The organism is Pseudomonas sp. C6002, assembly GCF_013385805.1.
In the GTDB taxonomy this organism is placed as follows: Bacteria; Pseudomonadota; Gammaproteobacteria; order Pseudomonadales; family Pseudomonadaceae; genus Aquipseudomonas.
Window position 1 is genome coordinate 1 of the sequence record NZ_JACAPH010000022.1, and the last position, 15,673, is coordinate 15,673.

Annotated in this window: 14 protein-coding genes; 10 read left to right on the forward strand and 4 right to left on the reverse strand. The window is 61.6% G+C overall.

Features of this window, described 5'->3' with window-relative positions:
- Nucleotides 1-195: 195 nt before the first annotated feature.
- Nucleotides 196-1,122 (reverse strand): carbon-nitrogen hydrolase family protein, encoded by a 927-nt coding sequence (locus HX817_RS15755; RefSeq protein WP_008432044.1) that lies wholly within the window; start codon nt 1,120-1,122, stop codon nt 196-198.
- 92 nt (nt 1,123-1,214) lie between these two features.
- On the opposite strand from HX817_RS15755, the gene HX817_RS15760 reads away from it, so the two are divergent.
- Complete coding sequence (locus HX817_RS15760) at nt 1,215-2,132, forward strand: LysR substrate-binding domain-containing protein (protein WP_177040546.1); 918 nt, start codon at nt 1,215-1,217, stop codon at nt 2,130-2,132.
- Here HX817_RS15760 and HX817_RS15765 read toward each other — a convergent pair.
- A complete protein-coding gene (locus HX817_RS15765) occupies nt 2,107-2,358 on the reverse strand; it encodes a hypothetical protein (protein ID WP_003217960.1) in 252 nt (83 codons plus the stop codon). The genes HX817_RS15760 and HX817_RS15765 overlap by 26 nt on opposite strands.
- Before the next feature lie 175 nt (nt 2,359-2,533).
- Here HX817_RS15765 and HX817_RS15770 point away from each other — a divergent pair, with 175 nt between their 5' ends.
- Nucleotides 2,534-2,854 (forward strand): YqjD family protein, encoded by a 321-nt coding sequence (locus tag HX817_RS15770; RefSeq protein WP_003217958.1) that lies wholly within the window; start codon nt 2,534-2,536, stop codon nt 2,852-2,854.
- 40 nt (nt 2,855-2,894) lie between these two features.
- On the opposite strand, the gene HX817_RS15775 is transcribed toward HX817_RS15770, so the two are convergent.
- Nucleotides 2,895-3,932: an Ldh family oxidoreductase gene (locus HX817_RS15775; RefSeq protein WP_087694377.1), complete on the reverse strand. Its 1,038-nt coding sequence runs from the start codon at nt 3,930-3,932 to the stop codon at nt 2,895-2,897.
- Nucleotides 3,933-4,102: 170 nt separating this feature from the next.
- Between HX817_RS15775 and HX817_RS15780 the strand changes: the two genes are divergently transcribed.
- Nucleotides 4,103-9,217, forward strand: coding sequence for a dermonecrotic toxin domain-containing protein (locus HX817_RS15780; RefSeq protein ID WP_177040547.1), 5,115 nt, complete (start codon nt 4,103-4,105; stop codon nt 9,215-9,217).
- A gap of 41 nt (nt 9,218-9,258) precedes the next feature.
- Here HX817_RS15780 and HX817_RS15785 read toward each other — a convergent pair whose 3' ends face one another.
- Nucleotides 9,259-9,528, reverse strand: a complete 270-nt coding sequence (locus HX817_RS15785) for a PepSY domain-containing protein (protein ID WP_003217951.1) — start codon at nt 9,526-9,528, stop codon at nt 9,259-9,261.
- A 152-nt stretch (nt 9,529-9,680) separates the two neighbouring features.
- Here HX817_RS15785 and HX817_RS15790 point away from each other — a divergent pair, with 152 nt between their 5' ends.
- From HX817_RS15790 to HX817_RS15820, 7 genes are all read left to right on the forward strand, one after another.
- On the forward strand, nt 9,681-10,676 hold the full coding sequence (locus HX817_RS15790; protein ID WP_087694374.1) for a FecR family protein: 996 nt from the start codon (nt 9,681-9,683) through the stop codon (nt 10,674-10,676).
- 318 nt (nt 10,677-10,994) lie between these two features.
- Entirely contained in the window at nt 10,995-11,441 is a 447-nt protein-coding gene (locus HX817_RS15795; RefSeq protein WP_003217947.1) for a hypothetical protein, read from the forward strand.
- 1 nt (nt 11,442) lies between these two features.
- Nucleotides 11,443-12,000, forward strand: coding sequence for an adhesin (locus HX817_RS15800; RefSeq protein ID WP_177040548.1), 558 nt, complete (start codon nt 11,443-11,445; stop codon nt 11,998-12,000).
- A 79-nt stretch (nt 12,001-12,079) separates the two neighbouring features.
- Nucleotides 12,080-12,775 (forward strand): hypothetical protein, encoded by a 696-nt coding sequence (locus HX817_RS15805; protein WP_008432027.1) that lies wholly within the window; start codon nt 12,080-12,082, stop codon nt 12,773-12,775.
- A 61-nt stretch (nt 12,776-12,836) separates the two neighbouring features.
- Nucleotides 12,837-13,517, forward strand: coding sequence for a C39 family peptidase (locus HX817_RS15810; RefSeq protein ID WP_003217941.1), 681 nt, complete (start codon nt 12,837-12,839; stop codon nt 13,515-13,517).
- A gap of 37 nt (nt 13,518-13,554) precedes the next feature.
- Entirely contained in the window at nt 13,555-14,304 is a 750-nt protein-coding gene (locus HX817_RS15815; protein WP_003217939.1) for a hypothetical protein, read from the forward strand.
- Between the two features lie 49 nt (nt 14,305-14,353).
- Entirely contained in the window at nt 14,354-15,667 is a 1,314-nt protein-coding gene (locus tag HX817_RS15820; RefSeq protein ID WP_043224814.1) for an autotransporter domain-containing protein, read from the forward strand.
- Nucleotides 15,668-15,673 lie beyond the last annotated feature (6 nt).

Here is a 15,673-nt window from a genome sequence, read left to right on the forward strand (position 1 = left end):
CCGGTTTAGCCGCGCCGGGCCATGGATGGCCCGTCGCGGCGGCCCGCGGAGCAATGCCGGAGTGAGGGAACACCGAGCCTAGGCGAGGTGCCGACAGGCGGGGCAGAGCCCTTTGCTTACTTTGGGGCTTTTCCAAAGTGAGCCGCTGTAAGAGCGGAACCATAAGCCGCCGTTACCGAAGAAACGGATATGTACTCAGTCAACAATAAACCGCACCCCCGCCCTAACCCGCTCATCCACGGTCAATTCGAAAATATCCGGCCGGGCATAATGCCCAACCACATCATAGTCATACCGCGCCCGCACCAAATCATCCGTATCAATCCGCGCCACCAGCAACCCCGCGCCACCGAGCAATGGCCCGGCAAGAACGTCCCCCATGGGCCCGACAATCACACTGCCCCCCGCGATCAGAGGCCGATCCACCGGCCAGTTCGCCACCTCCACGCCCAACGCCTGGGGTGACGCCTGCACCTGACACGCACTCACCACAAAACACCGCCCCTCATGGGCAATATGCCGCATGCTCACCTGCCACATTTCCCGCTCATCCACCGTCGGCGCGCACCACACTTCCACACCCTTGGCGTACATCGCGGTGCGCAACAACGGCATCATGTTCTCCCAGCACACGGCGCCACCGATGCGCCCTACCGCGGCATCAACCACCGGCAACGTCGAACCATCACCCTTGCCCCAGATCAGCCGCTCAGTGCCGGTAGGCATCAATTTGCGATGCCTGGCCACCAACCCGCCAACCGGCTCGAAATACAGCACCGTGCAATACAACGTGCTGCCACTGCGCTCAATCACACCCAACACCAGGCTCGCCCCGGTGCGCGCCGACAAGCCGGCCAGCGCTTCGGTCTCCACGCCCGGCACATCAATCGCATTGGCAAAATACCGCGCAAAGGCCTCACGCCCTTCAGGCAGGCGATACCCCAGCTGGGTGCCGAAGCCCTCACCTTTGGGATAACCCCCGAGCAACGCTTCCGGCATCACCACCAGTTGCGCACCGCTGCGCAGGATTTCGTCCTCGTAGGACAGGATCTGTTCCAGGGTCTCAGCCTTGCCACCCGGCAAGGAACCGATTTGCAGCGCAGCCACAGTAGAAACAGGCATCACGATCACTCCGTATCAATGGGGGTTGCCCATTCTCCGGCCAGCGGCAATCATGAATAAAGCCCGCTTCGCTGCTAACTGATATGAGCCACATGAATATCGCCAACGTCGATCTCAACCTGCTGAAAACCTTCGAGGCCCTGCACGACGAATCCAGTGCCAGCCGTGCCGCCCTGCGCCTTGGCGTCACGCAGTCGGCGATCAGTGCAGCCCTGCGCCGCTTGCGCGATGTGTACGGCGATCAGTTGTTCGTGCGTACCGGCCGGGGCCTGGCGCCCACCTTGCGGGCCAATCAGTTGAAGCCGGTGATCAGCGAAGCCCTGGATCGCTGCCGCCAGAGCCTGGCGATGGTGGATCCCCTGGGCAATCACTATCGGGGCCGTTCGGTGGTGGTGGGGTTATCGGATGATTTCGAAATCGCCTACGGCCGGCGGCTGATTGAAGAGATTGCCCGGCGTGCGCCAAAGCTGCGGTTGATGTTCCGCCAGACCCACAGCCAGATCGTTGCCGACGCCCTGCTCGACCGCAGCCTGGACCTGGCAATCACCGCCGGCGGGTTTGCCGAGCGCCGGTTGAGCCGGCAGGTATTGGGGGAAGGCCATTACGCGTGCCTGGTGGACCCCGACAGCCTGGCGCCGGGACAACAGGCCATCGACCTCGACGAGTTCGTCAGGCGCGAGCATGTGCTGGTGTCATCCGGCGGGTTTATCGGGATCACCGACGAGGGCCTGGCCGCGCAGGGGCTGAGCCGCCACGTAGGTGCCTCGACCACGCACTTCGCGGCGCTGCCGTTCCTGCTCAAGGGCAGCCAGGCGGTGGCGACCATCCCCGGCCATGCGGCCCAGGCCATCGCGCAGATGACCGGACTGAGGGAGCTGCCTTGCCCGCTGGCGCTGCCGCGTTACCCGGTGGAGTTGGGCTGGCGCACCCAGGCGCAACTGGATCCGTTGCTGCTCAAGGTGCGCGAGGCAATCGAGGCTTGTTTTACTTCGCCGCCATCAGGCGATTGACTTCACTGCGCACCATGTTCGAGAACTCCGGCGGTGACATGCCGTCCAGTTCTGCACGCACCCATTCGGCCCATTTACCCTTGCGCTTGGCGCGTTCGCCAAACAGGCGGGCGGCCTCACCCTTGGCCTTGCCCAGGTTGCTTTGCCAGAGGTCGTAGAGACGGGACTTTTCATCTTCCAGCGCGGCGCGCTCGGCGAGGGGCTTGTTGGCCAGATTGAAGCTCATGTTGAATTACCTGCTGCACAAATAGGTGACATCTTACACTGTAGGTTGAAATTTCCTGGCCTGGATTTCTCCTAAGCTGACCACAGGAAAAAAACTGCAACTTTTGCCCGCTTCAAACACTCCATTCTTCATCAAGCGCATTCATTGCCACATTCACCCGCAAGGAGTTAACCCAATGGCTCGCAAATCTGCCGCCCAAGCCGTCGAAGACCAAATCAAGGACCAAGCCTTCAGTGAGCTGACCGCACTGATCGAAGAATCGGACAAGCTGCTCAAAAGCAGCGCGTCACTGGTGGGGGAAGAAGGTGAAACCCTGCGTGAACAGGTCGCCATCAAGCTCAAGCAGGCGCTGGACTCGGTGTCCAACGTGCGCGAGCGCAGCAAGCCGGTGGTGGATGCCACCGAAACCTATATCGGTGGCCACCCATGGCAGACCGTGGCGATTTCCGCCGGGTTTGGCCTGGTAGTCGGCCTGTTGCTGGGCCGCCGCAACTGATCTGATGCAACGGCTGCGCCCTCCCCGGGCGCAGCTCGCTTCACGCCTGTGCCAACACCCGCAACCGGCTCAATTCCTGCATTTCGATCTCGATCCCGCCTGCCTGCGACTTCGCCCGTGTGCGATGGCGCCTGTCCCCCGGCAAACGCCGCAACCCTGCCGCATGCATCTGTCGCACCAGCTCCTGGCTGCGCTCGGCGAAGCTCTGCCCGGCGGTCTTGCTCGGGTCGATCACGATCAGCAACTGGCCGGTCCATGGCGTACGGGCGCCGGGGTGATCGGACCAGTTGAACTCAAACGAGAAGTTACCGCCCGTGAGGGCCGCGGCCAGCAGCTCGACCATCATCGACAGGGCCGACCCCTTGTGCCCGCCAAACGGCAGCAGCGCGCCGCCTTCGAGGATCGCCCTGGGGTCCTGGGTCGGCTGGCCGAGGCTGTCCACACCCATGCCCGGCGGCAAGCGCTCGCCCTTGCGCGCAGCAATCTGCACGTCGCCATGGGCGATGGCGCTGGTGGCCAGGTCAAACACGATCGGCAGGCCATCGGCGCGGGGCGCGGCGAAGGCAATGGGGTTGGTGCCGAACAGCGGGCGGTCGGCGCCGTGGGGCACCACGCAGGTCATGCTGTTGACCACGCTCAAGGCCACCAGGCCTTCTTCAGCAAAAGGCTCGACATCCGGCCAAAGCGCCGCGAAGTGGTGGGAGTTATGGATCGCCAGCAAGGCAATCCCGGCACTGCGGGCCTTTTCCACCAACAGCGCACGGGCGGCTTGCAGCGCGGGCTGGGCGAAGCCGTTAGCCGCATCCACCCGCACAAACCCGCTGGCCACATCCTCGACCACCGGCACCGCCTTGCCGTTGACCCAGCCACTGGCCAGGGTCGAGACGTAACCGGGGATACGGAATACACCGTGGCTGTGGGCACCGTCGCGCTCGGCGCTGGCGCAGTTCTCGGCCAGCACCTGGGCCACATCGGCCGACGTACCGTGGCGGACAAACACCTGGCGCAGCAGGTCGGTCAATTGCGCATAACTGAGTCGCTCTGATGAAGACTCGACATCCAAAGGCGATGCAGACATCTGAAGCTCCCGTTTAATTATTGGAATGGGCAACAGCGTACAAGGATCGGTCCGTCGATTAGACAGGGTTTGCCCCATGGCTGTCGACAGGGAGCGCCAGACATATCTAGCCCCTCGTGGCGCCAGGCCTGGATAGGTTGCAGGCACGCAACTCTTCAAGGATCAGGATGATGAGCCACACCCCTCTCCCGTATTTTTTCCCCGAAGCCATGCGCGTGGGCTGGAGGGCGCTGGACCGTGAGCGCCAGCTGAACATCGACAGCAGGGACATCGAGTTTCTCGGCAAGGTGTTTTTTGCCAGCGATGCAGGCCGTCGCCAACAGTCGCCGCCAATGATCGCGCAGCGCATCTGGTTGAATAAAAGCACTGCCAATGCCGTCGAACTGGCCGGCAGCTTCATGATGAGTTCAACCAGCGCCTACCCACATGCCTGGCTCTACACCCCGTACGGCGGCCTGGAAAAATTCGACAGCCCCGCCCACTTGCTGACAGCACTGACCGAGCGCTTGAAAACCCCGGACAGCGCCACGCAACTGCTGTACTTCCTGCCCTTGCAGCAACAACCATCGCCGCTACTCGACAACCGACTGGTGCTGACACCGGAGGCCATGCTCGGCGACGTATTGGGTGAACAGGAAAAAACCCTCAGGCGCTATCAGGAGAATAATCGCCAGGCGCTGCTGGCGGCGTTGAAACAGTTGCCCGCCCTCGGCGCCCTGCTTTCAAAACTGCTCGAAAGCGTCTGCCGCCCACTGTTCCCCGGGCTCAGCCCCAGCGAAGCCCACGTGAGTTTTTTCGCCATACAGCCCGTTGGGCACACGGTGCCTCGCTGGCTCGACTCGCTGCAACTCAATGACGCGGTGCTGTTGTACTACCGTGAACAAGCCTGGCCCGCCGGGCAAACCCGGGAGTTCTTCCACCCCAAGCGGCCTGCCGACGCCAAGGCCCGCGACACGCAGCGTTGGGAAACCGCGATCAAACAAGCAGCCGGCCAACTGATCCCGTTCCTGCACAGTGCACTGGAGACGTTCTGGAACAGCGAGATCGCACCGGGCGTGTCGCGTCGGGCCTGGTTCGCCCGGGCCATGGCCGCCAATGCGCAACTGGATCTGCTGTTCAAGCGCCAGCAATCCATCATCAGTCCGGAACAAAGCCGCGCATTGGCAGCGCTGTACTCTTCCCGGGGTAACGAGGCCCCCCCGAACAGCCAGACGCTGCGCGTCGAGAACGTACAGATCTGGGAGCAGCCGAGCAACGCCGTCGAGCTGGCCAGCACCTTGATGATCGGCAATTCGCAGACCTTTCTCTACACCCCAGAGAAGGGCCTGCAGGTGCTCGGGACCTACGACGATCTGATGGACACCCTCAAGGCCATGGTCAAGGCACCAGGCTATGAAGACGACCTCTCCAACCTGATGTCCCTGGAGGAGCGGGCGCTGTTTGTGGGGTTCAAGACGCCGCAGTTTTCCGGCATTCCTATCGCCGGCAATCTGTTTGAGCAGGTGCTCGAAACCATCATCGGCAAGCAGCAACAGAACCTACGCTACGCGCTCGATCTGTACCGACGCACCCGCGCCGGCATTGACCCCTCGGCCTTGCTCGACTACGCGCTGGATGTGCGGTACATGATCGACAGCCACCTCCCGGGCCTGGATACCGCGGGACGCTGGACGCCTCATTCGGTACTGGCCGACCCGACTCGCCCGGTGTCGCTGGCCGCCGAACGTGCCGCCCTGCTGCAAAAGCAGATGACCGATATCCAGGACACGCTGGCAACCCAGGTGCGAGCGCAACCCACATTGGCCAACACCGTCAATCAGGCGCTCACCGCCGAGTTCAACCGCCGCGGCTTGGCTGGCCACGATCCCGGCAAGATCTACGTCAATCGCTACGCCGCCAGCGCAAGCGCGACACCCGCCACTGCGCCCCTGGAAAGCCAGAGCCTGCGCAGTTACTTTCTTGCGCGCCTGATACACAAGCGCGGGCCGATTCCGCAAACGCCGCACTATGGCCTTTACGCCAGCCAGGGCGATGGGTCTGTTACACCGCTGGGCGGCCTGGACATAGCGCAAGCCAACGCGGCGCTCGATGCCGCACTGGTCAAGTTTCATCACTCCAACATTGCCGATATTCCCCGCGAATACCTGGAACAGCTCAGGGCGCCGATGGCCCATGCCATGGCGGTGGCGATCCAGGGCGAAGCCAGGCTCAGGCGCCTCAACAAGAGCCTGGACGCGCGTGATGAGGCGATCGTGCAGACGGTGTTTGATCTTCAACACCCTGATCGCCGCCGGCGCCAGGGCCTGGGTGGATTCATCCCGGATGCCTATGCGTTGACCGTCGAACCCGAGGGCCTGACGCAACGGGTGCCCCTGGCGCATTGCTTGATGCTCACCGAACGCGGTGGCCTGGCCCCGTCCCACTCAGGCCGGGCCGTGCTGTGGACGCCGGCGCGCGGCCTGGAGAGTTTCGCCAATGTCAGCCAGTTGCAGACAGAACTGCAACGACGACTGGCCGCCCCGGACCTTCGCAGGCAGCTACTGGCCAATCTCGACCCGCGCTATCTCAAACCGCACCAGGCCTGCGCACTCGGTCAGTTCATGCTGATCAACGGCGCGGTCGCACAGCACTGCCAGCAGTCCTGGATTGATCATTACAGGGCACAACGGGCTCACTGCCTCACCCTGACGCTCTCAGGGGACGCCTTGCTGAAGCGTCTCGGGGGGCTGGAAAAGGCCCTGCCGGCCAACGACCTGGGCCATGCCTCACAAATCGCCCAGACCTTCATGGCACAACAATCACTGCCCGCCTGGCTGGGGATGGCGTCTGTCAGCCAACAGCGTCGCCATGTCGAAATCCTTGAGCAATACCGCCACAGCCTCACGGACGACAAGGATTACCTTGACGATTTCCTGCCGCTGCCAGCGTATCTCGGCAGCAAGCTCATCGACTTGTTGCAGCCCTATGACGTGCGCCCGCAAGACGTCTACATCCTGCCCAAGCTGGTATTGGCCGGCCAGCGGCAGAACCTGGTGGACTACGCCCTCAATCACGTCAGCCAGCAAGCTGCTGCATTCGATGTCGAGTCCACAGCCGCCGGCCTGACACCTGCTGTGGTGCGCCAGATCCTCGCGCGCCTGCCCCTCAAGCAGGACCACCAGGCGTGCCTGGTCGAAAAACTCACCCCGGGCAAGCCGGGCGCAGACGTGCGGGAGCGCCGGTTTATTCAGCAACTGCCCTGGCAACTGTTGCAAAATGCCCACGCGCTGAGGCTGCAGGAACTGTTATCACCTGCGGGCCTGAGCCTGGTCGAACAGGTCCTCGACATGCCGGACGCGCTCGCCCGCGCAGCGGTCGAGGGCGCGACCTCGACAGTGCGTCCGCTGGAGTTGATCGCCACGGCGGGGGCCCGGTCCATCAAGGCCCTTGGGGTCTACTTGATCAGTGCCGTCGAAAGCACTCCGCTGGTGATGTATGCGCCCTATGGGCCGCAACAGGCGTTCCAGGAGTTCGACAACGAGGCGGATTTGATTCGCCGGCTCAACCTGCCCGGCCCCTTGCAGGACTGGGTGATCGGTCGCCTGCCAGAGGCTGAGCAAGCCACGTATAGACACCTCTGGGCCAGCACGGTCGGGGGAACCTCGGAAATCACCCTGGGGGCCAATCCGATCAGGGGCCACGCCCTCAAGCAGTTGTACCGCGACAACATCGGATTGATCTCGAACCTGTTTGAACAGCAATCCCAGGCCAACGGCCGGTCAGCCTGGGACACCCTCAAAGCCTTGTTCAGCAGCGGACTGCAGCACGCGCAGGCGTTGCTGCCGGGCAAACTGATGGTGCCGCTGGTGATCTGGCAAAGCTACAAACTGTTCCAGGCCTCTGCCGAAGACTTGCAGCAACACCGCTGGCGCGAGGCGCTGCAAACCTTCATCGGCGGTGTCGCGCAAATGGCTTCGATCCGCGCATTGATGGATGAACCCTCGACACCAGGCACCGCCCCCGCGCAACCCGCGCCGACGCAAACGGCCAGTGCCTGGCACGACATCGACGTCACCGCCCGGGCCCGAACCCGGCTGCAAGCGTACGAAGCCTGCGACATCAGCCTGGAGGGCCTGACGGCAGGCAACACGGGCGTCTACACAGCGACGGACAACCGGCATTACCTGCCGTGCGCAGGCAAGGTCTACCGCGCCAGGCAGGTCGAAGGCCATTGGCGGCTTTTCAGTGCACGGTCCAAAGGACCGTTTATGCGCCTGGATGCCAACCGCAAATGGACCCTGGACCCAAGAGCATCAGTTCGCCGCCACGGCCCCGGGTGGAGTGCAATGATGGACCGCCGTGAGGTGCGGACAGCCGTGGACCAGGTGATGAACGTCGAGGCCCGCGGCCTCGCCGAGATTCGGCGTGTGTCGCCCTCCAGGGCCCAGGCGATCGTCGAGGCACTGGACCTGGCAACCTTCTACCTGCACAACTGCCAGCAGAACCTGAAACTGCTCGACCACCAGTATCCGCCCGTGACCCGGGTGCATCGCTTTATCAACCGCTTCTTCGGCATCCCGATAGACGCCGACACCGGCCCGGCCAAGTTTCCGGAAGCCCTCGCGCAAAAACTCATGGACACGGTGACCGCCCTCCTCGATGAGGCGCTGGAGCCGACACTCTACTCGCTCAATTCCCGGCGTTTCGTCTCCGGTGCGCATATTGCCGAACCCGAACGGCACTGGGCGTTTACCATCGACGGCGACCCGGATCGACGCATCTACCTCACTGAAAACTTCTTCAACCCGCCTACAGCCGATTTCGAAGGGCGCCTGATCAATCACTTCGACCAAAGAGCCCATGCCCGCGCGACCACCTTGATTCATGAGTTGACTCATATCGTGAGCAATACCGCCGACGTCGCCTACCTCAACTCCACATCGCCCTTTTACGACCTGATCGAGGTACAGACCCAGGCCGGTCGCGATCTTCAGGACTGGCTGCGCAACGTGCAGGAGAATGCGTACTCGATCAACACGCCTGTTGGGCAATTGTTCAAATCAGCGGACGCGTGGGGGCCTACCGGATTCGACCTGGGGACCGACCCGGAAGATGACTACATCAAGCAGCAGATTCTTGCCACGACCGGAGGCGTGGACTTGAGCAACGCGCGGGGAATTTTCAAAACCAACCTGACGCGGCGGTTCAACACACAGATGGATAACGCCGACTCACTGACCTTGCTGATCACCACCCTGGGGCGCCAGCTGGACCCCGTGCCTTCGATTGCCGAAGCCACACCGTAACAGACAGGGTGCGGGCCGAACGCCCGCCCCCGTCAGTTCATTCAGTCTTTCTGATCGCGCAACACATTGCCCGACTCACCGTCGATGCGGAACTCATAGACCACGCCATCGGCCTTGCGCCCCTCACCTTCCCAGTAGCCATCGTTATCGGCTTCGATCTTGTAGATCTGGACGTAACCAGCCTTGGTCTTGGCGGTCTCGATGGCTTTTTCGATGGTGATCCAGCCTGCGCCCGGTTTGTCCGCCAGGGCGGCTCCAGCACTGAGCAAGGCGGTGGTTGCGACAACGGCGGCTAAGGTTTTCTTAAGCATTTTCGTGCTCCATTAGGGAATGAGTGTTACCTGTCCTGAATTTTTTAGGGCCCTGCAGACGAGAATTAGTTCCAATTGATGTGCATTCGCCATGATGGCTGTTCTCGCCGTCCTGCTGTGGAGGTTAGAATGTCGGAAATCAGGATGAGTTAATGACAGATAAGTCCCTATCAGAAGCCGAATACGACGCCATCACCGATGCCGCTGCGCACTGGTGCATGCGTCTGCACGCTGGCGATTGCACGACGGCGGAGCGTCAGGCCTTCGAGCAGTGGCACGATGCGCATCCACTGCATGCCTTCGAATACGCCGCGATGCTGGAAATCTGGGACGTTGCCGATCACTTGCCCCGCAGCGAGCCGGCCCCCGTCGTGGCGCGACGACAACCTCGCAGCCGTTTGAGGAACTACGCGGTAGCGGCGGCGATATGCCTGGTGGCCTTGCCACTGGCGGCCTTTACCGGCTGGGAAGCAGGCTGGCTGCCCAGCTCGTACAACCATTACGAAGCTGAAAACAGCTTGCGCCAGGTCACCCTTGACGACGGCAGCCAGGTTGAACTTAACCTGGGCACCGAACTGGTCTACAGCAATTTCAAGGATCAGCGCCGGGTTACCCTGAAAAAAGGCGAGGCGTTTTTCAAGGTCAGCCATGACGCGCAACATCCGTTTATCGTCCACGCCGGGGACGGCCAGGTTCGAGTGACCGGCACTCAGTTCAATGTTTGGAAATACGAAGACCATGTGCGGGTAATGCTGCTGCAAGGCTCGGTGCTGGTGAGCAGCGACGACGCCCACAGCGGCCTGCGCCTGTCACCCGGGATGCAGGCCAGCTACAACCGTGGCGATGCCAGCCCCCAGGCCCAGCCAATTGCCCCGGGCGACACAGCCCTGGCCTGGCGTGAAGGCAAGCTGATCCTCGACAACCTCGCTCTGGCCGACGCGTTGCCGTTGATCAACCGCTACCTGAGCAAACCGGTGATGCTGGCCGACGCAGGCACCGGCGCGATCCGCATTGGTGGCATCTACAACATCAACGAGGTGTCCAACCTCGTCCCCTCCCTGCCCAAGGTCCTGCCGGTCTACCTGACCCAGAACCAGGACGGCAACCCCGTGCTCAATTCCATTCCGCGCAAAACCCCAAAGAGCTGAGCCAGGGTCATGGGCCTGCGCCCTCCTCCCGGATGCTGCCTGCGTCAAATCGTCCATTTTTGAAACACTTGCACCGGCTGAGCTGACAGCCGGCTGCGGAGTGCCGGGTTTACGGCGCGCAGTGTTTCATCCCTGAGACACCTGCCAGGCGGGCTGGACAAAGGCCCGCTGTCTCACAGTTGAAACACATCCTCTGTGCATTCTATCCCCCGCGCTCATAACCCCATGAATGTCATCCCAAATTCAAAAGCGGCACAGCTCCTGCTCTCTTCCTGACAGCGCTGTTTAGGGTCAGCGCCAAGAATAAGGAATGCCGTCGTGAAGACACTTAATCCAGGCTCATTGAGCCTTCTGCTGATCAGCTGTGTACTGAGTACCAGCGTGAGCCTCCCGGTGCTCGCGGCAGGCGACGGTGTGATCGTGATTCAGCGCACCGTCCAGGGCCACATGGCTGGCCGCACCGCTGGCGTCGACCCCAACCCGGTCACCGTCAATGCCAATTCTTCTCCACAGATCCTGCGGGCCACCAGCGAGCTGAGCGACAACGACTACGCCAACATCAGCAGCGGCTCCAGCATCACTCGCGCCATCCTGCCCGGCGGCAACCTTCCCGGCTTGACCAACAACGGGGGTGGCGTAGGCCTCGGTGGCGGCGCAGCGGCCGGCCATGGTGGCGGCTCCAGCCTCTCGGGGCAGATCAACGGCTCAATCTCCCGCGGCATGGCGCCTTTGAACAACATCGGCAGCCTGATGGGAGGCCAGTGAGATGAACCATTCCTGGTTGTTCCTGGCGATCCTGGGCTGCTCGGCGGCCATGGCTGACAACAGCGCAGTGATCGACAACTCCGGCAAGCAATACAACGGCATCGTCTCGATCAACCAGGCGGCCGGCAATCAGCAACAACAGCTCAACAGCCGCGCGATTTCGGCGGGCAGCAACTCCCAGGCGGGCGGCGCCCTCAGCCAGACCATCGGCGGCGCACCGGCCGATCGCTCCCAGAACGCCAAGGTGGCGATCCAGGGCAGCTCTTTCAGCAATGGCAGCGGTGTACTGGGCGTCAACCAGTCGGCCGGGGCCAGCAACCAGATGATCAATGCGGTGCGGATCAGCGTGAATGCTGGCCCGCAAAGCATCGACGACAGCGTCATGTCGCAACAGAACGTGGCGCTGTCACCAAACTCAGGGTTCACCTCTACCACTGGCAGCCGCCAGGTCGTCACAAGCGACCAGGCCTTCACCGGCAGCCGTGGAGTGGTACAGGTGAATCAGAGTGCCGGGGTGGGGAACCGCATGGCTAACGCCCTGAACGTACAGATCCAATGATTCATTGGAGCTCGAAGCTGGACCGTACCAACACTTAACCAACTAATTAGAAGCAAGGGGAAATACCATGAAAACTACAATGGCTCTTAAACCACTGGCCTTCGCTCTCGCTGCAATCATGGCTGCCGCCGCACATGCCAACCCACCTACTCATCAGCCTACCGCTGCAGTAGCCGCCGTTTCCGATGCGCAATCGAGCAACCACAATGGCGTGCTCAACCTGGGCACCCAGAACAACGCGTCGGCCAACAACTCGTTGAACGGCAGCAGCGGCAACGCCCAGGCCAACATCGCAGCCGGTGATGGCAACCAACAAGACAACCAGACCGCCATTGCGGCCGGTGATGCAGATGCCGTGTTTGCCCAAGCTACCATTACCCAAGACAACCGCAACAACGTCTCGGTGCAAGTGGCTACCCACAACAACGCTTCGCTCAACAACTCGGCCAACGGCAGCTCCGGCAACCTGGGTGTGAGCGTTGCCGCGGGTAACTTCAACCAACAGAAAAACCAACTGGCAATTGCTTCTGCCAGTGGTGCCGCCGCCGCTGCTTCGAGCAACACCACTCAAACCAGCGTCGACAACACCTTCCTCAATACCGTGGCCACTCAGTCTGGCCCATGGGGCAGCCACACTTACCTGCCTGTCGTGAACAACGCCAGCGCCAACAACTCGCTTAATGGCTCTTCGGGCAACCTGGGCGCCAACATTGCTGCAGGCGTGGGCAATCAGCAGGGCAACACCACTGTGATTTCCTCCGGCGTACGTTTCTGATGCAACGGGGCCTTGGCGACAAGGCCCCTTTTTATTCCAGTGTCCTCCAGGCCATTCGATCATGCGGATCATCGCCCTCACCCTCCTGTTATTGCTCACCGGCCCGACTTGGGCGGGGCAAATGGCGATTGCCGCCATGCCCGGCGGTGGCGTGATCTTCAAGAAGGTCGAGAGCATCCGTGAACGCAAGTTCGCCAACCTGGTGGAACAGAAAACCGATTTCAGCTGCGGTGCCGCCGCCCTGGCCACCATCCTGCGCCAGGCCTACTGGATGGATGTGGATGAAGACCACATCATCAAGGGCATGCTGGTCAACGCCGATCAGGACCTGGTGCGTACCCAGGGCTTTTCGATGTTGGACATGAAGCGCTACCTGGAAAGCATCGGGATGCGCGCCCGGGGTTACCGGATCAATGCAGACACCCTGCTCACGGTGAAGATCCCGGTGGTGGTGTTGCTGGAGATTCGCGGCTACAAGCACTTCGTGGTGATGCAGCGCGCCGACAAGGACTGGGTGTACATCGGCGACCCGGTACTGGGCCATAAACGCTATGCCCGCGACGACTTCGTCAAAGGCTGGAATGGCATCGTCTTCGCGGTATTGGGCGAAGGTTATGACAAGACCAACGTGCTGCTCGACCCGCCCACCCCACTGACGGCGAAAAACAGAATCAATGAGTTCAGTCCGGTGCGGGACAGTGAATTGATGGACTTCGGTTTTATCCAGAGCGACTTCTTCTAGAAGCGCAATAAGGGGCAGGACGCTCCAGGAGCAAACGATGAACACTTACCGTTGGCTGACGGTCATGTGCCTGGCAGCCTCAATGCCCGCTTATGCGTCATCGGTGTTCAAACCGATTGAAATAAAGGACTCGGAACTGGCTGACCTGCGTGGTCGCTACGTGATGCCGGGGCGGATCATCAGTTTTGGCATCGTGATGAGCAGCACCTGGACCAATGCCGCCGGCGACAGCGTGACCGGCTCGGCCAGCATGAACGTCAACGCGTCGACCGTCACCCCGCAGTTTTATGTGCAGGTAACCGACAGCCCCACCAAAGTCTCGCCCAACCAGCCGAATGGCACCGGCACGGTAGTCGGTGGTGCCGGCCTGGGCAGCGGCCAGGGCGTGACCCAAAGCGTGCGCGCCGCCGGCGATGGCAACACCGCCAGCAATAACGTGAATATCAATGTGAACCAGAATGGCTTGTCGCCGGCCAATGTCGTCCAGTCCGGACAAGCCCTGGTGGCTGGCCAGTCGGTCACCGGCAGCACGGGTGCCGGCCAGGTCACGGTGTCGGCCGCCAATGGCGGGCTGCAAATGGCGATCCTGGCCAACAACAATCAGGGCAATTCGTTGCAGCAGATCGGCGCCGGGAATGTCCTGCAAGGCACGGTTTTGCAGGGTAACAGCAACTTCGTCAGCAACATGACCCAACTCAATGTGGTGCTGGGCAACAACGGTTTGAACAATTTGGGGCAGAACCTCAACCTGAATCAACTCAGGGGCCTACGCCCTAACGGTTATTGAACTACGCTGTGCCTCGACACTTGCGCATTAGAAAGGGACGGCTTATTCCATGCATCGATCGCTATCGTTACGTGCCGTAATTTGTTTAAGCACGCTCCTGCCCGCATCCATGTTGTATGCCGCGCCGGACACCGACATAGACACATTGAAAAAGGAATTGCTGGAGCTCAAGCAACGCTACGAAGTGCAGCAAAAAGCACTGGCGGTGCTGGAGCAACGGGTACGCCAGGTGGAAGAACAACCGGTGGCGCCGCCGCCCAAACGCCTGGCCAAATCCCCGGCAGACTTCCAGAAAGGCGGCACCACGGTGGCCGGCAACACGCCGGGAGTCGGCGCGGCTGCGGCCTCGGGCGGTGCAGCCGGTGGCGCGTCCTACGGCCAGTCCCTCAAGGATGATTCGGCCCCGGCGCAGAGCGTGAGCAACTTGTATAACGAGGCCAGCGGGTTCTTTGGCAACGGCAAGTTCAGCTTTGAAACCGGCGTCACCTATTCCCGCTACGATGCCCGCCAGTTGACCCTCAACGGCTTCCTGGCGCTGGACTCGATCTTTCTCGGCAACATCAACCTGGACCGGATCAAGTCGGATAACTGGACCGTCGACCTCACGGGCCGCTACAACCTCGACAACCGCTGGCAGTTCGATATAAACGTGCCGGTGGTGTACCGCGAGTCGACCTATCAGTCCGGTGGTGCCAACGGTGGCAGCGGCACCGCGACCTCGGAACAATCGGTCACGCGTGACCCGACTATCGGCGACGTCAACTTCGGGATTGCCTACAAATTCCTCGACGAGAGCGTCAACCTGCCGGATGCCGTGGTGTCGGTGCGGGTCAAGGCACCCACCGGCGAAGATCCGTTTGGGATCAAGCTGGTCCAGTCATCCAGCAACACCAACCTTTTCGTGCCGGAAAGCCTGCCCACCGGCAACGGTGTGTGGTCGATCACGCCGGGTATCTCGCTGGTCAAGACCTTCGACCCGGCGGTATTGTTTGGCTCGCTGTCGTACACCCACAACTTCGAAGACTCGTTCAGCGATATCAGCTCCCAGGTCGGCCAGAAGACCCCGGGGAAAGTGCAGTTGGGCGACAGCTTCCAGATCGGCGCTGGCGTGGCGTTTGCGCTGAACGAGAAGATGAGTATGTCGTTCTCGGTGTCCGACCTGGTGCAACGCAAGAGCAAGCTCAAGCCGGATGGCGGCGACTGGCAGTCAGTGGTTTCCAGCGATGCCAACGCGGGTTACTTCAACGTGGGCATGACGATTGCGGCAAGCGACAACCTGACCATCGTGCCGAACCTGGCCATCGGGATCACACCGGATGCGCCGTCGTTCAGCTTCAGCCTGAAGTTCCCGTATTATTTTTAAGGCATG